The organism is Stenotrophomonas sp. STEN033 (assembly GCF_056856655.1).
Map to the genome: position 1 here is coordinate 1 of NZ_JBXFWM010000066.1, position 19,425 is coordinate 19,425.

The following is a 19,425-nucleotide window of genomic DNA, read 5'->3' on the forward strand; positions in this document are numbered from 1 at the left end:
GGATCCTGCCGAACTTCCCATCGATCAAACCCTGGCCGAGTTGCAGGAGCAGCTCAAAGCAACGCATAGCGGCAGCAGCGCCGGCAGCATCAATGGCGGCGATGGCGAAGCACCCGGCTGGAGTGCGCCGGTATTGCTCGGCAGCGGCGTAGCCGGCGTAATGAGTCTGACCCCGGCCGACCAAGCCTGGGTAAGCGGCACCCACACCTTGCTGAGCAGCGGCGTTGCGTTGAACTGGATGACGCAGGGTTCGCTGAGCCTGGCAGTCGCGCAAGGTATGGTGCTGTACACGGTAGGCAGCGAAGGCAGCAAGGAAAGCCCCAATCAGGAGCGAGGGATTGCCCTGCACGCGGCACAAGGCAAGGTGAGCGCAAGGGCGCACAAGAACCAAGCCACGATCGCCGCGAAGACCAATGTCCGCATCGCCAGCACTGAAGCTGATATCGAGATGGCGTCGCCGAGCAAGCACCTGCTGGCTACGGCGGCTGGTGCCTACATCCGGATCGAAGGCGACAACATCGAATTGGGTGCGCCAGGGAAGATTGAGTTCAAGGCGAGCCAGAGGGATTGGACGGGGCCGGCTGGTGTGGTGGGCAGGACCTCGAAAACATCGGCTGCGTTCAAAGGGTGCGATTTCAAGAATCAAGATGCAGCTGCGGATGGAGCGGCAATTGTCTAGCGTGCCCATAACCGTTCGAGAAGTAATCGCCGATGCAATTCGCGACTCAGATGGGTTGCATGGTTGGACTACCTTCATGCTGATCGACCCGATACTTGGGGACCCACTTGGAGATATTGGGGGCGAGGAAAGGGAACGCACCAGCCTTCCTATCAATCCTACGCTAATGAGCGAAGTGCATTTTCCCTATCTCATTATGTTAGGTGAAGTGGGCCGCGACAGTTTGATCGATTCGGCTCTAGAACGAGCGATTGATGAGGTTGATGGGCGGCAAGGCTTGGTGGCCGGTGCGCGATCCGTGTGCGCCTTTTTTGTGACCAAGCACTCATCAAAAATGGTGGCCAAGCGTTTGGCGGAAAGTGCTTCAGTGCGAGTGGACGGAGAACGTCGCTTGTTTCGCTTCTGGGACCCTCGCGTCATGGATCTTCTGACCAGATTTGCGGGTTCAGATGAGATTGAAACTCTGCTTTCCCCCGCTGAACGCTGGTGCTGGATTGCTAGGGATGGACGAGCTGAAAGCCTCACCATGGTTGCTGAATCCCAAAATTCGAAACTTCAGCTACTCAACACAGAAAGATTCCTGAATTTTGGACGCATCAATAAATTCTTTGATGTGTTGAAGTCTGATGCTTTTGCGATAAGGAAGATCGATTGTGTGAGTGTTGATCGAATAATGCGCAAAGGGCTAGAAAAGTGGTTATTGCAAAGCGACTATGAAGTCGTCAGCTATGCACTTCATAGCATTCTGCTGGGAGAGGGCTTTGACGATGACGAGCAGGTGCGCTGGCACATGGACAACGGCATTCGTGAAGGTAGGTCGCCAGTGGTCGAACTCGAAGCATTGAGCGAAGTTTTCTGGACAGCTTTATCCGAACGGCTAGGGCAAGTGGCATACAGGAGTTGGACATGAATGGCATCGGGATCGCTGACGCGTTGAGCAACGCCAAAAGCATCACTAACCAGTCGACGAATGGGAAGTGTCCGAACTGTGTAAAGGAGGGGTTGGCAATATTGCCGGTAACATATACGGCACTTCCAATCCAGCTAAGGCCGTTTAGTACGTTTACTGCATCCATGCAAGGGATGTCGGCCGAGATTGCCTCAGGCCTCACTGCCCTGGATAGCGGGTTCTCTGGTGAAGAGACGGTACAGCAGCATTGGTACGTGATGCGGGCGTTGCCTGCTGGTTTCCTTTATATTCTAAAGGAGAACGGCTCTTGGGACGCCTATGAAGTAAACAAGATCGGGCTGTTACGACATTTTCCTGTAAATATGCTACCGCTAGAGCCCGGGCCTGAGGCTGCCTGCTCTCGCGCGGAACATAATCCGCATGCGCTACAGGCCATCGTGATCGATCCGAAGAAAGATAAAAAAGTCTGGATCGCATACAGTCGTTATCGGTGGACACAAAGAGTTCTTTCAGAATATGCAAAAAATGAGGATGGGCGACGCGAGAAAAGAATGCTTGAGCTTGATGTGGTTAAAGCTGCGTCTACTCAAAAGCTCGGGACAGGAAGTGACATTCCCTGCGCCATGCAGCTTCCTGGACAACTAGATGCATATGTTGCTGACTACGCGACAGCAGCCGTGCGGACTCGAATCAACGACAACTTGCTAGAGCCGTTGCATGAGCGTGGCCTATCAGGTGATTTCCTGACGCTGGATCCAAAGTCGCCCTTCTTTGTTAAGGCCACTTTGGATCTCATATCGAAGGACGTCCCTCGAAAGACGGGAATTATTTTGGTTCTTCCGGATGCCGTCGGCATAACCGCTCAAATAAATTTTAATAGAAACCGTGCGTCCGCGCTCGCGGCCGAGGCATCAGGCATGCTGGACCCAGAGAGGGCGCGTCGCCGCGTTGTATCGGAGATGGTCGAGGGAATTAGAGCGAGTGCAGAATCAAATCCTGGTCCTTGGTGGAATAGAAATTATGGGCCAGAGCGATATTTGAAGCACATCGACGAGGCGCAGTGGCGCGAAGCGTTGGGTAATTCTGAAGCTTTCAACGGGTACATTGCGCAAACCAAGGGGATGGGGTCCGACTTTTGTATCTGGATGAACTCTTCAGCATGGGACGCGCAGCAGAGGTTTGATTTTGATCCTGATGACGATCGCAGTTCGCTGAACTTCGAAAATATGGTAATTAACTGCGTGGCTGGTTCAGGAGTTGATGAGGGGGAGAGGCGAGAGGTTTGGGAGCGAGTTTTGGATGTCGCTGACTCAGATCCGGGGAATTGGCTTTCCAGAGCTCTTGCTGCTTCGGACAAGGCTGTGCTCGAGCTAATGGGCGCTGCCCCGCCGTCTTTCAAGGACAAACTGGACTCCGTTGGCTTGGCCAAATCTCTCACGAGTGAACTGTTGATTGGCAAAGGCATGGTGGAGCGGATCAATAATTTTCGAGTTTCGATTCGATTGCAGCGAGCGGCGAATCGAGCTACAGCTTCGCTTATCGAAACAGCTACCGGCGTGATGGGAAGGCTGCAACAGAGTAGACCTGATCAGTTTGCGATGCTCCTGCGGAGGGTCACAATCGCAGGACTAGTGCGAGATGATCTGGTGCCCGCTCCAGAGATTCATCGAACAACTTGGCAGCGGGTTTCTCAATGGATGATGGAGATTGCAACGGGACCTGCGAGAATTGATGCTAGGGCTGCTGTCAGTGTGGGTCCAATGGTCGACGGAATGGAATACATGAGGACGAGAGGAAATTTTCGCAACCAAGGTTGGGTCCTCTCTGAAGCAGTCAATGGTGCTGTGATTTTTTCTGAGCCAAATAGCTCACGCGAAACGGCTGAGGTGGCCCTCTGGGTGGTTCGCAGGGTGCAAAGTGGTGTGCGCTTTGACGAGGCTACGCTACGACGACTTGGCCTTGAAGGAGTTGAAACTAGAATTCCCGCCACGGAGGTTCCCGATAATCCTCTTCTAAGAAATCACCTAGCGCGTATTGCGTCAAAAGCTGATGCGATGATGAGTTCTGCGGTGCTTCTTTTCCAAGCAACATCAATTTGGGGGGCCACAGCAGATTTTATTAAGGGGAAAAATCGGGCAGAAAACGGAGTCAAGTTGTTTTCTGCTGGACTTGCTGCGGTAAGCGCCGGTCTGGAGCTGCGCGTAGCGGTCCAGGTCCTCACCGCTCGTGCATCTGCAGCGGAACTAGTGCCAGTGACGGCATTCGCTGCGAAATTGAGTTTGTATGCAGGCGTGGCTGACGGCCTCTTCACAGTTTTTCAGGGTGCCGTCAAGATTGAACGGGGCGACCGAGACTCTGGATTGTGGGCATTGGGTTCTGGCGCTGCAGCGATTGCCGGCTCGGTCGCAGCGTTTGGTTTCACAACGGCGGCGCTCGGAGCAACCGCGGGGGGCGCTGCTTCCGCGACGATGCTGGGTATAACACTGGGGCCCGTAGGATGGCTTCTGCTGGCAGTGGCCGCCTTGGGTCTATCAATTTACATGATAATTCAGGCTTTCGGAACCTCTGACGATGAGCTGTCGCCAGTCGAGTTTTGGTTGGATAACGGGGTGTTCGGTAAGCGAAAACAGATTGGTGGCGATATCGCAAAAAAAAGTCCTTTCCTCCTGGATGGTCGGAGCACCGTTAGCGCTTTTTCTGGGCTTGAGGACGAGGTGTACCAGTTTCAGCGAATTACTCTTGTCGCGGCAGCAAATCTTAGCTCTATTTCTAGTGCAGATGCTGCACTGGGGCTCTATGAGATCGCTTTGCCGAGATATGCCGAAGGGACGTTTCTTTCTGTCAGCTTCTTTGGGTTTACCGCAGACGGGAAGAGGCTTCCTGTTTCTTCATTTGAGTTGGCGGAAGGTGAGTCAAAGGCAAGGAATTTCAGACGATCTATTAAGCTGACAGGAGGGGAGGGGCAGCCAGAGGTGGAAGTTGATGGAAGTGGAGCTGCAGTAGTAAAAGGCAGATTGGGTTCGGGACGCGGAATGACTTTGGGAATAATGAATACGCTAGGTCGATGGTTTGGTGAGAAAAATGAGAGTTATACAGAGGTTGTAGGATTTGGCATGCGATTGGAGTATTTTCCCGATCGCAATGGAATTCCAAGCCTTTCAACTAATCTCGAATTTCCTACTGCAAAGAAGAATTAGTGCCCATGGCTAGGAATGTTCACGACGCGTTGTTCGGAATGAGTCACCTTCCAGGAAAGAGTGGTTGGTGGGGGGAACTACTGAGTATGCGCAGTGAGGCGGAAGCTGTCGAGCCCGCCTCTCTCAGTGCTATCCAAACAATTAATAACTCTTTCATGACATTTTCACCTGCTACCGAAGCGTCCAGCAGGGGTTTTGCGTTCATTCTGGGTTTGGTATTCGGCTGTGCAAGCTTGAGTATGATTTTATCTCGTGTGGTACTGGGGGGTATTCTGTCACGGGCTGACTTTTGGCCTTATCTCGCGGCCGCCTATGGGGTGGTCCTTCTGATCGGTGGCGCGTTCTTTGTATGGTCAATTGCCGCTGTTAGACGCACCGCCCCGCCCCCGGTTGTGCTAAGCAGAAGGCTAAGGAAGTTTTATTGCTGGATTGACAAGAAGAGCGGCTGGGTCACCGTAGATTATGACGCCGCACAACCCGTTTCTTTGGTGTCCAGGAGCTATAGTCTGGCAGGTGCTGCGACAGGTTATGTGCTCGCCGTGATTGATATTGACAGTTCCGATCGCCGTATCCGCTCGTGTGTGCCGTTGGCCCAGCCCAATCGCGACAATCGTGCGCCTGAAATGATTTGGGAATTCATTCGCCATTATATGGATGGAGACCCGAAGACTCTGCCTCCTGTGGATCCACTGCCATCCATTGATGATGCTGCTGCGGACTATGTGCTGCTCGATAGACGGTTGTACGGGGGGCTTGTGGATAACCAGCATCGTATAAAGCCTGGTGCGTTCCCTGTGATCTATGTTTCTGTGGTTGGAGCCATAATGTATTGGTTCGAACGCGCAGGGCTTTGGATCTGGCGTCGTGCTCCTCGACCTGATTGGCCATCGGATATTCTTGCGGACATGTCAGTACGCTCTCCAGAGAGCTCGTTCAGAACTAGAGGGCTCACCGCTGCAGAGCGTCTTGCTTATGATGGGAATCTGGACTATTTGAACCGTCGCTGGCTCCTGCTGGGAAGTATTAGCACGGTGCTTGTCTTTATGATGTTTGCGGTAATCGGAATTCCACCTTGGTTCTCTGATTTTAGTCGGTGATGAGAACGTGTGCGGATGACTTGTCAACTCAGCGTTTCCGGAGTTTGTTAACCGCTGGTATCTACTAAAGGGTTCCAATGCGTTTCTTGGGTTGACTGGAGGGATTGCCTATGCGCCGCTTGGCGCCCTGTTGGATCGAGTTATGTTTTTAGGGCCGCCTTCTTGCGAGAATGAGCGTCGGATTCCTTGCGCATTCTTGGATCTTCATCGTTCCTCTGTCCCGGTTCGTAGCTGGCGAGGTTCTCTGGTTGGAGAGAATCGCAAATTCTAACTGCACACACTATCCGATGCGCTTGAACAGGAGAATCCGCAAGGTCTAAGTATTTTGATGGAACGGAACTGCGCGTTCAGCGGATTGGGGTAAGTAATTATTATTATCTATCGGTGAGTCGACGACTCCGCTGGCCGGCAAGACCCAAGACATCGCGCAGGCGTCTAGTTTCTGAAGAAGGGGGGGGAGGACCTGGAGACATATATCCTCTGCTAAGTATATATGTGGGATGAGAACGCCAGATGCAACTTTTGGAGCTTATTCGGCGGCACGTCGACATCGGTTTTAGAGCCAAACCCAGGCGCTGCAGGTGATTGTTGGCTGGATCGCCTTCCACAACCAACAGCGCCCACATCAGGCGTTCAAAATGATGACCTCGGACGCGGCCTATGTCGCTACGTTAACCGTATGACCTGAGTAGAACGCGGTGGGTCATTACAGCGAGTTAGAAAAGCCAGGGTGAAGTGGGATTATTGGGCGGATTCTTTCGACGATGAAGCTCGTGCTATTCTTGAAGTAAAGGACGAAGATCGATGATTTCTGCAGATGGGCGCACCAATCTAATCGCTGGGCGGTGGGTCGAGGATTTGCCGAAAGACGGTGCCGCATATTGGGGGAGTCCGAAATTGCCGGCCGAGTTGGTTAATAGAATCGATGACGTTGTCTTGGAGATATCAAGGTCTTCGATAATTATGCGGGGCGGCCCTTTATTGTTCGCAATCTTAGGTCTTTTCTGTTTCTTCGCTTGTTTTTTGTTGCTTATAAAAATTGCTTTTCCGTTGGATAGCGAAGTTATTGCTGTTGTTTTTGTTTTCCCAGTTTTATTGCTAGGTGCGTCTTGGATTGTTTTTCTGTTATTCAAAACGGATCTTGGTATTTCGAGTGATCGGCCAGTTCGTTTTAATAGGGCTCTTAAGAAAATCTATGTTTATGAACATTCCTATAGCTTGAATCCATTTAGGGAATGGCTTGTGACTGTAAGGGTTTTCGACTGGAGTGATGTTGATGCCAAGATATATTGTTATAAGGGATTCACGGGCAAGGTCTATATGCAGAGGTTTTCCCTTTGGTTAATAGATCGAGGGCGCTCTGATGTGAGCGGATGTTTTCAATTGATGGGTAATTGGCCAACTACCAAAGAGATGCATGATGCTTGGGATTATTGTGTTGAATACATGGAGTCCGGCGTGTCGGGTGTTCCTGCTTGCGAGCCTAGAAATCAAGACGTAACATTTCGGCGCAGCTTGTTCCACTATATGCGCATGTTTGACCCAGCCAAAGATGGAGAGAAAATGCGTAGTCGAATGACGGCAGGTGATTGGTCTTTTAATTTTCCGTTTCTTCTGTTGACATTCTGGCTTTTTTTGCCAATGGGGGTTGCGCACTACTTTGCGATGCGCTTTTCTCCTGCTGTTAAATGGCCGGAGGCCGTGGATAACGAATCACTTAGTAACTAGCAATCCCTCTGTCGCCTGCCAGTAAACTTGGTCCAGGCATTCTTAGAGGTCTCCGGGCAAACTAGCCCCAAGGAGACCACTGATGCGCAAGAGCAAATTCACCGAGAGTCAAATCGTTACGACGTTGAAGCAGGTTAAGGCTGGAAGGCAGGTCAAGGATATCTGCCGTGAACTTGGCATTTCCGATGCGACTTACTACGTCTGGAAGTACAAGTACGGCGGTATGGAAGCTTCGGACGCGCAGCGGTTGCGGGACGTTGAAGCTGAGCACGCAAAGCTCAAGCGGATGTACGCCTGTCGCCTGCCCGTAAACTTGATCCAGGTATTGTTGGAGGTCTCCGGGCAAACTAGCCTCAAGGAGATCACTGATGCGGAAGAGCAAATTCACAGAGAGTCATATCGTTACGACGTTGAAGCAGGTTGATCTTGGAACGCAGGTCAAGGATGTCTGCCGTGAGCTTGGAACTTTCGATGCGACTTACCAGGTCTTTATGTAATGATCCACTAAAATCCTGCTCAGGTGTCAGTTTTCCGCAAAGGAGACACCGATGAGCGAAAAGATTGAGGAAGAGGTCAAGCGCTGGAGCGCCCGGCGCAAGTCGGCGCTGGCCCTTGAGATCATCTTGGAGGCAACCAGTTGATCATTCGTAGCTAGGGCGGGATTGCCGTCTACCGTTGGGCAATTGGCCTGCCTTATCCTGGATCGACTGCGGTTTATCGACTTATTGGGGAAGTGGTGATGCAAATGATGGTGTGTTTTTTTCGAAGGCCTAGCGCATGAGCCAATTTGCGGGTTGGTTAGCCCAGCGTTACAAGGTGGGGCGTTCTTTGTCAGATTACGAAATCGCCGCTGGATTCGGCAGTCTTCGCTCTTTCAGGGTTTCTAAACCAATAGATCAGGGTTTGATAGCGATAAACTCGACGTACCTCGAATATGTGGATCGCCACTTCGACTATCGTGGTTGGGCAGCGATGTGGGGGGCGCTTTTGATTGTGCTGGTAATGGCATTCGCGGCCGGGATGATATGGGTGCTTTGGCAGGTGCAGATCGCTGGCGAACGAGTGATCGTACAGGGTGAGTACTATGCCGTTGGTTTTTTGGTCTTGCTTTGTTTCTCAATCGCAGGCCTTGCATACTGGATGCTGTTGGGGCGGGATGTTTTTAGATATCAGTACTACCCAATTCGATTTAATCGGGTGACGCGTATGGTGCACGTCTTTATCGGCGGAAACCGTCGTGCCATATCTGTCCCCTGGAACGACGTGCACTTCTACATCGGGCGAGACAAGCCTGTTGGGCCAGATGAAGGTCATACCTATGACTTGCGGGGAAACGTGATGCGTGACGGCATTGTGGTCCATACGTTTGCCGTGGGTTCCGATAGCGGAGGTAGTCCAGGGTTGTCTTTAGCTAGTTGGGAGATGATCAAACGCTTCATGGAGTCAGGTCCTGATGCTTTGCCGTTCCCACCTTTGCAGTTGCTTACGTCCGTTGTACCTAGCTTTCGCAACGCTTTCATCATGCACGTATCTTCCCCAGGTCCGGGAATGATCTTGCTGGGTCTGCCGTTGACTCTCCCTTGGGCATTATCCCGCTATTTGACGATGATGCTGTGCCGTAAGCCGATTTGGCCTACGTCCGTGCTTGCGGATTGCAGGTCTCTTAGCGGTCAAGGCGATGGCCTCAAGGCGCCGGCAGTATTTGGGCGAGTGAAGCAGGGACCCGAGGCAGAGGCGATGATGACCTATTGGAGGGAATCAGTGCAGGAAGCAAAAGCCTTGGACGCAGATTTGAAAGCACAAATCTATGGAAAGGCCGTCGTTTAAAGAGTTCGTAAGACTGCGGCGGCATCGAAGCTTCGGAGGTGCAGCCGTCGCGCGACGTTTAAGCCGAGCACGCCGATCTCAAGCGGATGTATGCCGGATTGATGGTGATAACTTGAGGCACGCTTGGCTATAGTGTTGCTATTGGAGCGTTTGACATCTGAGCGTTGTGAGGATGCGGACGTTGAGAGTCGAGAGTATCCGCTAAAGATCCGGATCGGGATATGCGCGCAAGAGGAGTGAGGCGATATGTTGACGGGTTGGTATCCGAGATTTGAGAAAGGGCGAGGCATCACCAATGTTGAAAAGGCTGATCATCTTGCGTTAGGTGTGAGTGAGGAGGTTATTCCAGGCGACTCCACTTCGCTGATTTCACTGAACTCTACTTATGCGGATTTTGTAGATCGAACATTTTCGATGAAAGGTTTTGCTCCAACCTTGGTCGCAGGTGTCCTTAGTGTTTTTTTTGTCGTTACCGCTATATGTGCGATCGCAAGTATTCTTCCTGCTAATCCTTCGATGGCCGAGTTTTTTGCAGCGATTTTTCTGTTAAGCATAACTAGCGGTCTGGTGTATTTCTTCTGGAACCTTGTGTTAAGGCATGACTTTTTTTCATATCGGTACTATCCGGTAAGATTTAACAGGCTAACGAGGAAGGTTCATATTTTCAGAAGCAATCTTTCAGGTGGTGAAGTAATCGTGCCGTGGGGGAGTGATGCTCTTTTCTTCCATGTTGGACGGGGTAGTCAAAATTCGGTTTTGCGCGATCTACGCTGCCATATCCTTGATAAAAATGGAATTATTATAGAAACGTTTACTGTCGGGATCTTCCATGATGATCCAGGGCGGGTGCGTGAGCGCTGGGAGTTCATTAAACGGTACATGGAGTGGGGTGCGCAACGTGCGGTTTCTCACGACGCGGATAAAGTTATTACGCTGTCCGTGCGTAATACTCTTGTAAATGCTTATCGCTGGACCTGCTTCCTACTTGGAAAGTCGCTGTTTCCTTTCAGGTACTTCTTTTTTCCGTTGTACTGGACGTTGGCGCTAACACGATGGGTGGTTATGCTGACGTGCGCGGTCCCTCGCTTTTCCTCCGCAACCGAAGCTGAAAGTAGATTCGATCCAAATGATGCAGATCGTTGGGACGAGCCGGACTATATTGATCAATTTGGCGGCCGCCCAGATGTGGTGGCAAGAGCAAGCGAACTCTATCGTGAGCGGCAGCAACGTAAAGGTAAATCTTAGTATTTCCGGGGAATATTTTCGGTGAGGCCGCATGGAGTGCTGTGCAGGCGTGTGTCGCCTGTCCATGGCCTTGATCCGGACATCCTTAGAGGTCTCCGGGTAAACCAACCTCAACGAGACCGGCGATGAGTCAAATCGCTACGAAGTTGAGGCTCGTCTCCGACAGGCTCGCGCATGGTCGATGGTCGATGGTCGATGGTCGATGGACGAGTCAATCGTGACTTATGGGAAAGCCCGCAGCGGCGGGCTCGTGGGCACAAGTAGAGACGGAGGACAGGACGTCGTCACGACTGCATCTGCATACGCGTCGTTGAGGAACTTCTGACTTTCAGTCGATTCCAAATCCGAATAGGCAGGCCATCACATGGCAGGACAAGCAGGATCCCTGCCGCGTACGCCGGCACAGATCTTCGCGCGACACTCCAGGCCCTTGGTGGTGTTCGCACCAGGACACGCACGCAGCTGGGTCTGGATCGTCGATTCGGTCGAGGCAGTCTTCCGCGTTGCAACCTGTTCGAACGCAACGCGTTCGTCATCGGCACGCTTCTTGTCGTCTGCTTCAATTTTCGCGATCAGATCATCCATGGTCTGAGGCTGTGGCGCGGCAGCGCTTTTCTTCTTCTTGCTTTCCTCTTCCTTGATGATGCCCAGCAATGTGCCCAGAAGATTCTCGTCCGCATTTCTGCTGCCTGCAGCAGGGCGTGCGGCCGCTGTTGTGCGCTGCACGCGTGCATCCCGTGCTGCGGGCGCTGGTGTTGCGTTCGCTGCGGCGGTTTCCACAGCCGGTGGTGTCGCGTTGCGGTTCTTGGCATCTGCGCTGTCCGGCGCATCAATGATCATCGCAGCGCCATCGCTGGGCGCAGCATAGGGTGCGTCGGGGTGGCCGGTAGCGCCGGTTACAGATGAATCTGGGTTTGCATCCGGGTTCAGCGAGTACTCGGTGCTGTCCTGTGACGCGCTGCTCGATAGCCACCACAACGTCGCAGTCGTGAACGACAGTAGAAGTGCGCAACACGCGCCAACCCACAGCCAGACGCGCCGGCGTTGAGTGGGGCGGTCTTTGGTGGCGCGCGACGATGCGGCAACCTGTCGACCTTCCATGTCTGCGAGAATGCGGCCCGTGTTCGGTGCCGGGCCGTTGTTCTGCGCTCCCCCTGAGAGCAGACTCGGCCGATTGATTCCGCCATTATTCAAGTGCTTCCAGCCCTTGGTTTGAGTCGGCTAGTGCCGAAACGAATACGCGCATTTGTAGAGTAAGCCTCTCGATGCGTCAACCAGCATTGTCGTCATGGAGGACCGGTGACTGTAATTGTCGTTGTAGCCATTGTGCTGTTGCTGCTTGTTGCACTGCTTTGTTGGGGCTTGTTGTTTCCTGAGTCGCTGGGTCCGGTGTTTGCGCGATTGCAGGCACGCTGGGCAGCGGCTCGGCAGCGGGCAGGGCGCGCGGGTGATCGTGCAGGTCAGGGCGCGGCGCGTGTGCGCAGTGGGGTTCGTGAAGAAGTCGTTAGTGCGCGCGGTGCGCTGCGCCGCCATTGGCCTGTGTTGGCGATAGCCATCGGGCTGTTGTCGATTCCTCCCGTGATAATTCTGATGTCGCGGCAAACCGTGGTGCTGTCGGATTTTCGCGGAGATGACCTCGCCGAATCCGGCTCGATGGTTGCGCAGTTGCTGCGTGGCGAGCGTTTGACCCCGCCGCCAGCGCCGCCGCCAGAGGTGTTCACCACCACCGAGATTCGTCGCTTGCGACCAGAGATAGTTACGGCTGATCGCAAATGGAACCAGATTGATCCGGATCTGCAGCAACGCGTTCTGGCTATCTACGAAGTGATGCGTCGCCAGTATGGTTACGAGATGGTGCTGATCGAAGGCTACCGCAGCCCCGAGCGGCAGGCCGAGCTGATGGCGGGTGGTAAGGCCACGCGTGCCGGCGCCTGGCAGAGCTGCCACCAGTACGGATTGGGTGTGGACAGCGCGCCAATCCGTGACGGGCGTCTGCAATGGGACATGGAAGACCCGTGGACCCGGCGAGGTTATTTTCTGTACGGCGAGCTTGCTGAACAGGCAGGTCTGGATTGGGGTGGGAACTGGCGCAGCATCAAGGACTACGTGCACGTCGAAGACACGGATCGCTGCCGTACCGCACGCAATGCAAAGCGCGATGAACTGCGACGGCAAGGCTTATAAGCGCGGACAAGTGCTGGTATCGTAAGCCGGTGATGACTCGGGTCGCCGTTGGACAGGGGCGATGGAAAGGCCGGGTCACGGCGAATCAAGGAGCATGATGCATGGCACGACCGTTTATCGTTGTCGGTGACAAACTGAGTCATGGCGGTAGCGTGGTGTCTGGCACTGGCCAGACCGACGTCAATGGCAAACCTGTTTCCCGGATAGGGGACCGCGCCATTTGTGCGGTGCACGGGGCAACATCAATCATCAGTGGTGACGCTACCGTCGTAATCGACGGGCAGCCTGTCGCACGTGACGGAGATCGCACTGCGTGTGGTGCCACGTTGTTGGCAACACAGAGCAGCACCGGGTTGGGCTAATCGCAACACGCAGTACAGGAGCGGGCATGGAGCACGGCGACTGATGGCAGGTTGGTTGAAGAACGTGGGGAGCGTGATGATGGTTTTCGTTGCCACCTGGGCAGCGGCCATCATGTACTGGCGTAGCAGCGGCACTACCCCCAATGGCATGCAGATGTTGGCCTATCTCGGCGTACTGCCGGTAGGCTTGAGCGGTGCGGGCTACATGCTGCGCAGCATGCTGTCGCGCGGCGTGGAAAAGGTGGTTGAAACAAACGCGAGCGGCGCTGAGGCGCCCTCTGCTGCGACGGTGGCTGCCCCCGGCGCGGCGCTGCCGTCGATGGCGATAACTGCAGCCAGCATCAATCTGGCTGCGGCTACGGACGCCAACGCAATGTTGGCCGTGGCACCGGCGCTGCCCAGGCCACAGTTGGACAATCGGTTTCGCGACGCCAACAACCTGCCTATCCGGGTCAGCGCGGTAGCTGATCTGGACGAGTGGCTGGTGTTGTCCGAGCGTGAAGGTGATATCGATACCGCAGCCCATGAGCGGCGTGCGACGGCCTTGTTGCAGCCGGTCCTGGAGCAATTGCTGGATGCTGCCTATCTGGCGATGCCAGCAATCGTTGGCGGTGAAGAAGTCGTGGTTGCCGGCTTGCGTCGTCGGGAAGAAGAACGGGTCGATAACGCTCTTACTGTCGAACTCGTGGTTTCACCGGCGTGGTCTGACGGATTGCGTCACTGGGTACAGGCATGGCTGCAGGAGCAAGCCGTGCAGGCCGGCTTGGACGCGCGTCGGTTTGATGTTCGCATCAGTGTGCTCGAGCGCCCTGGGGATGTGTGGGCGCATCTGCAGCGCATAGTGGATGCATTGAGCGCAGGTACGCCGCGCTGGCATCTGCTGGTTTCCTGCTACTCCGCGATTGACGCCGGTGTCATCAACACATGGTTGGCTCAGGGCCTGTTGGCAACCACCCAGAACGCGCAGGGCCGTGTACCGGGCGAGGGTGCGGCCGGTGTGCTGTTGAGCAGCATCGCACTCGCAGGTGAAGGCGCGGGGCGCTTGTGGCGCCCACAGGTCGAGCGTCTGGAGCCGGTTTACGGCAGCCGGCCTGCGGAGCTTCGTCGTCAGCTCGCCACGGCGGCGCAACAGTGGCTGCAGCCTTTGCTTGCCGATGCGGGCCGTGTGCAGTTCGTGCTGCATGACGCCGATCAGCACCCTGAATCCATTGTCGCCACTGCGGCGGTCACGGCTGCGCTCAATCCGGACCTCGATTTCAGTTCACAAAGCCTTGCCCTTGCAGTGTGCTCAGGTGAGCTTGGCCCGGTGTTGCCGGTTGCCCAGTTGGCCCTGGCCCAGGCGCAGTTGCAACGGCAGTCCGATGCGGTGCTGTTGCTGGGTGTTGCCGATACGCAGCAACGTTTGTTTGGTCTCGTAGAGCCGCTTTCTTCCCCGACGCTGGCGGCTGAAATGCCAACAGTCAACTAACCCCTGGATTCCCTGCATGAGTTTGAGCAATTTCAGCTACTACCTGCGTGACTATCGCTTGTGGATGGTGATCGGCCTTATCGGCGCCGCGGGGCTGGCCAAGTACGGCGAGGCCGAAGCACGTCAGATCGGCATATGGGCAGCGATTGTTCTCGCAGCACTGTTGGTTGTCGCGCTGATCGTGTGGATCATCAAGCGGATCATGGCGCGGCGCGCAGCACGGCGGGTGGAAGCGATGGTGCAGGGCGAGGCCGACAAGGCCGTGGCCAATGCGCAGCCGTCGCAGCGGGCAGATACCGAAGCCTTGCGCAAGCGCATGCTGGACGCGGTGAAGCAGATAAAGTCTTCGCGGATGGGCATGCTCAAGGGCAATGCCGCGCTCTATGAGCTGCCGTGGTACGTGATCATCGGCAATCCTGCTGCGGGCAAGAGCACGGCCATCCTCAACTCCGGGCTGCAGTTCCCGTTCGAGGACAACCGCAGCAATGTCATCCAGGGGATTGGTGGTACCCGCAACTGCGATTGGTACTTCACCACCAACGGCATCGTGCTGGATACGGCCGGACGCTATTCGGTCAGCACCGAAGACCGCATGGAGTGGCTGACGTTCCTGGGTCTGCTGAAGAAGAATCGACCGCGCGCGCCGATCAACGGTGTGATCATCGCGGTCAGCATTGCCGAGTTGTCCGGCAGCAAGCCGGAATTCGCAATGGAGCTGGCCAAGAACCTGCGCCAGCGCGTGCAGGAAGTCACCGAACAGCTAGAGGTTTTTGCGCCGGTCTACGTACTGTTTACCAAGGCCGATTTGATCGCTGGCTTCAGCGAGTTCTTTGGCAACCTGGACCCGGGCGAGCGTGAGAATGTGTGGGGCGCGACCTTGCCAGCCGACGTGCTGCAGCAGAGTGACGCCTTGACGGCGTTCGACAAGCACTTCGACGAGTTGGCGGACGGCATCAAGGAAATGAGCCTGACCCACATGGCCATGCAGCGGGGGCGCGAAGTCTCGCCAGGCCTGTTGTCGCTGCCATTGGAGTTCGTTGGCATCAAGCCGGCATTGCGCACCTTCATCGCAACGCTGTTCGAGGAGAATCCGTATCAGTTCAAGCCGGTGTTCCGCGGCTTCTACTTCAGCAGTGCGTTGCAGGAAGGCCGCTCGGTCCATCATGCCTCCGAGCGCGTTGGGCGCCAGTTCGGGCTGCAGCGCGGCTCCAATGTCGACGAGGCGCCGAGCGGGCAGACCGCGTTCTTCCTCAAGGATCTGTTCCGCAAGGTGATCTTCGCCGACCGCGAGCTGGTCCGGCAGTACGCAAGTCCACACCAGAATCGCCTGCGCTATGGCGTGTTCCTGGGGGCGGTGGGTGTGTTGGCTTTGGGTTTGGGACTGTGGACCTGGTCGTACACCACCAATGCGCAACTGGTGGCCAATGCGACCAAGGATCTGGACCAGGCCGTGCGTGTGCAGAAGGATCGCATGGACCTGAAGTCACGCGTCGACGCGCTGCTGCTGCTGCAGGATCGCATGGAGCAGCTCGATCGCTACAAGAAGGAAGGTGGCATCACCACCAGCCTCGGCCTGTACCAGGGCGACGCGATTCGCGACAAATTGCTGCGCGAGTACAACCACGGCATGCAGCAGGTGATGCTGGCGCCTACCGTATCCAATCTTGAGAATTATCTGGGACAGGTGGTTGCCGAGCGCGACAAGCTCGGCCAGGCCAACGCTGCCGCTGCGGAAAGCGAAACGCTGTATCAGAACGCATCGCCGACCAGCACCAACGATGCCTACAACGCGCTCAAGACCTACCTGATGCTGGGCAATCCCAAGTATGTGGAAGGCGCGCACCTGTCACAGCAGCTCACCCTGTTCTGGCGCAATTGGCTGGAAGCCAATCGTGGCCAGATGAGCCGTGAGGAGATGGTGCGCGCTGCCGAGAAGCTGATGACGTTCTACGTGGCGCAGGCCGGCAAGCCGGGCTGGCCGCAGGTGCAGAACAAGGTCACCCTGGTCACCGATTCGCGCCAGGCGCTGTCACAGGTCATGAAGGGCCAGCCGGCGATGGAGCGCGTGTTCGCGCAGATCAAGGCACGCGCCGGTGCGCGCTTTGGCACGGTAACGGTGGATGGCCTGGTGGGTGAGGAGCGCAATGCGCGGCTGATCAATGGCAGCTATGCCATCTCCGGTGCTTTCAGCCGCAAGGCCTGGGAAGACTATGTGCAGGATGCGATCAAGGAAGCGGCCAACACCCAGCTGAGCACAACCGACTGGGTCCTGGGCACAACCGAGCAGAGCGACTTGTCACTTGCCGGCAGCCCAGAGCATGTCTCGCGTGAGCTGGTGACGCTGTACAAGCAGGAATACGCGCGGGAGTGGGGCAAGTTCGTGCAGGGCTTGAGCATTGCTGAGTTCAATACCTTCGACGAGGCCGCCGCCCGCATCAATCGCCTGGGCGACGCCAGCAACTCGCCGTTGCGCACCCTGCTGGAGAAGATCAACGAGGAAACCATCTGGGACAACCCGCCTGCACAGGCGCGCTCCAGCAAGGCCGGCAAGGGTTTCGTGGCTTGGTTCCAACGTACGATCCTGCGCAAGGATCCGGCAGCTGCTGCCGCAGCCGCGCCGGTCGGACCGATTGGCAAGGCATTTGAAGGTATCGCGCGGCTGACCATGCCACGCGGCGATCAGCCGGCCGTGATCGCGGCGTACTTCGACACGCTGGGCAAGCTGCGCGCCCGTTTGAATGCGATCAAGTCGCAGGGCGACGTGGGTGTGGGCGCACGCAAGCTGATGCAGGATACCTTCAGCAATGAAGGCTCCGAATTGAGTGTCGCGTTGGCCCTGGTCGACGAGCAGGTGCTGAACGGTTTGGATGAGAAGCAGCGCGATGCACTGCGACCGTTGCTGCTGCGTCCGTTGACGCAGACCTTTGCCGCTCTGGTGCCGCCGACCGAAGACGAGGTCAACAAGACCTGGACGGCGCAGGTCTATGATCCGTTCAAGGCACGTATCGGCCAGCAGTATCCGTTCAACCTGAACTCGGATGTGGACGCCGCCGCCAGCGATATCGGTGCCATCTTCGGCGCCAGCGGCAGCATTGCCACCTTCAACAAGGACGCGATGGGGGCACTGGTCATCCAGCGCGGGCCCTTGCTTGAAGCACGGCGCTGGGCGGGTATCGGTATCAACCTGTCCTCCGAACTGGTCGCCAACTACGGCAACTGGGTCAGCGGTGCCGGTGCGGGCGCAGCGCAGGACAGCACCATCTTCGAGCTGCTGCCGTCACCGGCCACCGGAGCGGTGGAGTACACCATCGAGATCGATGGCCAGCAGCTGCGCTATCGCAACACGCCGCCGCAGTGGACCACCATGCAATACCCGAACGCGGGTCAGATTCCCGGCGTGAAGATCTCGGCGGTGACCGGCGATGGGCGCACGGTGGAGGTATTCAATGCGCCGGGCTCCAATGGTTTCAAGCGCTTGATGTCCGAAGGGCAGTATGAGCGTCTCGATGACTCCAGCCGCATCACCTGGGAAGGCAGTGGTGTTGCCGTAACGGTGGAAATGCGTGTCGTACGGCGTGCAGGCACGGGCTCTGATGGCAGCGATTGGCAGCGCGGCCTGCAGTTGCCGGAGCGCGTCGCCGGCGGTGCGCCTGTAGCCGCAGCACCGCAGGTCCCCGCGATGCAGGCACCTGCAGCAACTACGCCTGCGACGACGCCGGCGCAGCAGGCTGCCGGAGGTGCGCGATGAGCCGCGTTGTCAGTGCCGGTGTTTCCTATTTTGGAAAGGTGCCCTCGCGGGGCGACTTCGTGCGTGCCGCCGACAACCACCAGTTGCTGGGGTGGCTGGACCGCTGGGCCGGTGAGTCCTTGGAGTTACTGAGCCAGAGCCCGGATTGGAAGCAGCGCTACGACGATGCCCCGGAGATCAACTACGCCTTTCTTGGCTCGCGTAGCAAGATGCTGGTGTGTGGTCATTTCCTGGCCAGTCGCGACGCGTCCGAGCGACGCTTCCCGCTGCTCTCCGCATTGCGACTGGAAGCCCCGGAACCTTTGCCGTTCATCGGTCGCAGCCCCTTGGCGCTGTCCAATGCGTGGTCCGGGCTGGCGCGATTGGCTCGCCAGGCCAACGAAGATGCCGATGCCACACAGGCCTTGAGCCAACTGGCAGATGCACGCTTCAGCATCAGCACCGATCCGGCCGACTACAACGCCAGTTTCCATGACTTCCTCGAAGGCACCACTATCGCCAGCTTCGAACAGCGCCTGCGTGAGGCAGGCCATGGCGATGTGTCCTTGCGGCAGGTGCTGCCGGCCTTGGGCTTGTTGCTGCAGCCGGTGCTGAGTGGTGGCGAGGTGACCATCGACAAGGCGTTGGTGCTGCCGCTGGTGCGCGACCCGGCCTATCGACCATTGGTGGCTGCCTTCTGGTTGGACCTGGTATCCAGCTTCGTCAGTCGCGGTGATTTCGAGCTGGCGGTGCTGATCCGCAACGATGCAAAGCCGAACATGGTGATTGGCTTCAACGGTGCTGATCGCATGGTATTGCGGGCGGCACTGGATCCTTCCGAAGCAGGCGACTACCTGATTCACCTGCAGCACTCTGCGTGGGTGGATGACTACCTGCATGGCGACTACAACTTGAACCGCTTCGGCAGCTTCCTTGAGCGTGACGACCTTGCCTTGGTCACCGCGCGTCGGCTGTTTGGCGAGACTTTCCTGGGAACCTGA

Annotated in this window: 13 protein-coding genes and 2 pseudogenes; 14 read left to right on the forward strand and 1 reads right to left on the reverse strand. The window is 56.2% G+C overall.

The annotated features are described in order from the left end of the window. The 9 genes and pseudogenes from AC1VXC_RS17470 to AC1VXC_RS17510 form a co-directional block, all read left to right on the forward strand. Nucleotides 1-679, forward strand: a 679-nt coding sequence (locus AC1VXC_RS17470) for a DUF2345 domain-containing protein (RefSeq protein ID WP_481538541.1), incomplete at its 5' end; no start/stop codon positions are given. Between the two features lies 1 nt (nucleotide 680). Further along, nucleotides 681-1,589, forward strand: coding sequence for a DUF4123 domain-containing protein (locus AC1VXC_RS17475; protein WP_482995075.1), 909 nt, complete (start codon nucleotides 681-683; stop codon nucleotides 1,587-1,589). Then, a complete protein-coding gene (locus AC1VXC_RS17480; RefSeq protein ID WP_481538543.1) occupies nucleotides 1,586-4,786 on the forward strand; it encodes a toxin VasX in 3,201 nt (1,066 codons plus the stop codon). Before AC1VXC_RS17475 ends, AC1VXC_RS17480 begins: the two co-directional genes overlap by 4 nt. 5 nt (nucleotides 4,787-4,791) lie before the next feature. Further along, nucleotides 4,792-5,883 (forward strand): phage holin family protein, encoded by a 1,092-nt coding sequence (locus tag AC1VXC_RS17485; protein WP_481538544.1) that lies wholly within the window; start codon nucleotides 4,792-4,794, stop codon nucleotides 5,881-5,883. 804 nt (nucleotides 5,884-6,687) lie between these two features. Further along, nucleotides 6,688-7,611: a DUF6708 domain-containing protein gene (locus AC1VXC_RS17490; protein WP_481538545.1), complete on the forward strand. Its 924-nt coding sequence runs from the start codon at nucleotides 6,688-6,690 to the stop codon at nucleotides 7,609-7,611. Nucleotides 7,612-7,693: 82 nt separating this feature from the next. Continuing rightward, nucleotides 7,694-7,906, forward strand: a pseudogene (locus tag AC1VXC_RS17495) (transposase); the annotation flags it as partial. 73 nt (nucleotides 7,907-7,979) lie between these two features. Continuing rightward, a pseudogene (locus tag AC1VXC_RS17500) lies at nucleotides 7,980-8,102 on the forward strand (transposase); the annotation flags it as partial. Between the two features lie 286 nt (nucleotides 8,103-8,388). After that, complete coding sequence (locus AC1VXC_RS17505; RefSeq protein ID WP_481538546.1) at nucleotides 8,389-9,438, forward strand: DUF6708 domain-containing protein; 1,050 nt, start codon at nucleotides 8,389-8,391, stop codon at nucleotides 9,436-9,438. Between the two features lie 246 nt (nucleotides 9,439-9,684). Continuing rightward, nucleotides 9,685-10,683 carry a DUF6708 domain-containing protein gene (locus tag AC1VXC_RS17510; RefSeq protein WP_481538547.1) on the forward strand — a complete coding sequence of 333 codons (999 nt, stop codon included), beginning with the start codon at nucleotides 9,685-9,687 and terminating at the stop codon, nucleotides 10,681-10,683. A 360-nt stretch (nucleotides 10,684-11,043) separates the two neighbouring features. Here the strand turns inward: AC1VXC_RS17510 and AC1VXC_RS17515 are convergent, their stop codons facing one another. Beyond that, nucleotides 11,044-11,877 carry a hypothetical protein gene (locus AC1VXC_RS17515; RefSeq protein WP_481538548.1) on the reverse strand — a complete coding sequence of 278 codons (834 nt, stop codon included), beginning with the start codon at nucleotides 11,875-11,877 and terminating at the stop codon, nucleotides 11,044-11,046. Nucleotides 11,878-12,273: 396 nt separating this feature from the next. Between AC1VXC_RS17515 and AC1VXC_RS17520 the strand changes: the two genes are divergently transcribed. The 5 genes from AC1VXC_RS17520 to tagF all read left to right on the forward strand — a co-directional run bounded on the left by AC1VXC_RS17520 (nucleotide 12,274) and on the right by tagF (nucleotide 19,425). Beyond that, nucleotides 12,274-12,867, forward strand: a complete 594-nt coding sequence (locus tag AC1VXC_RS17520; protein WP_313492775.1) for a M15 family metallopeptidase — start codon at nucleotides 12,274-12,276, stop codon at nucleotides 12,865-12,867. A 101-nt stretch (nucleotides 12,868-12,968) separates the two neighbouring features. Beyond that, nucleotides 12,969-13,229, forward strand: coding sequence for a PAAR domain-containing protein (locus AC1VXC_RS17525; RefSeq protein ID WP_313172233.1), 261 nt, complete (start codon nucleotides 12,969-12,971; stop codon nucleotides 13,227-13,229). 43 nt (nucleotides 13,230-13,272) lie between these two features. Further along, entirely contained in the window at nucleotides 13,273-14,697 is a 1,425-nt protein-coding gene (locus tag AC1VXC_RS17530; RefSeq protein WP_481538549.1) for a hypothetical protein, read from the forward strand. 16 nt (nucleotides 14,698-14,713) lie between these two features. Then, nucleotides 14,714-18,445 carry a type VI secretion system membrane subunit TssM gene (gene tssM / locus AC1VXC_RS17535; RefSeq protein ID WP_313172229.1) on the forward strand — a complete coding sequence of 1,244 codons (3,732 nt, stop codon included), beginning with the start codon at nucleotides 14,714-14,716 and terminating at the stop codon, nucleotides 18,443-18,445. Further along, a complete protein-coding gene (gene tagF, locus AC1VXC_RS17540; protein ID WP_313172227.1) occupies nucleotides 18,442-19,425 on the forward strand; it encodes a type VI secretion system-associated protein TagF in 984 nt (327 codons plus the stop codon). The genes tssM and tagF overlap by 4 nt, the downstream gene beginning before the upstream one ends.

Bases quoted from the DNA above. Each gene is read 5' to 3' on its own strand.
- AC1VXC_RS17480 (WP_481538543.1), top strand. From the start codon at position 1,586: ATGAATGGCATCGGGATCGCTGACGCGTTGAGCAACGCCAAAAGCATC.
- AC1VXC_RS17485 (WP_481538544.1), top strand. From the start codon at position 4,792: ATGGCTAGGAATGTTCACGACGCGTTGTTCGGAATGAGTCACCTTCCA.
- AC1VXC_RS17490 (WP_481538545.1), top strand. From the start codon at position 6,688: ATGATTTCTGCAGATGGGCGCACCAATCTAATCGCTGGGCGGTGGGTC.
- AC1VXC_RS17505 (WP_481538546.1), top strand. From the start codon at position 8,389: ATGAGCCAATTTGCGGGTTGGTTAGCCCAGCGTTACAAGGTGGGGCGT.
- AC1VXC_RS17510 (WP_481538547.1), top strand. From the start codon at position 9,685: ATGTTGACGGGTTGGTATCCGAGATTTGAGAAAGGGCGAGGCATCACC.
- AC1VXC_RS17520 (WP_313492775.1), top strand. From the start codon at position 12,274: ATGTCGCGGCAAACCGTGGTGCTGTCGGATTTTCGCGGAGATGACCTC.
- AC1VXC_RS17525 (WP_313172233.1), top strand. From the start codon at position 12,969: ATGGCACGACCGTTTATCGTTGTCGGTGACAAACTGAGTCATGGCGGT.
- AC1VXC_RS17530 (WP_481538549.1), top strand. From the start codon at position 13,273: ATGGCAGGTTGGTTGAAGAACGTGGGGAGCGTGATGATGGTTTTCGTT.
- tssM (WP_313172229.1), top strand. From the start codon at position 14,714: ATGAGTTTGAGCAATTTCAGCTACTACCTGCGTGACTATCGCTTGTGG.
- tagF (WP_313172227.1), top strand. From the start codon at position 18,442: ATGAGCCGCGTTGTCAGTGCCGGTGTTTCCTATTTTGGAAAGGTGCCC.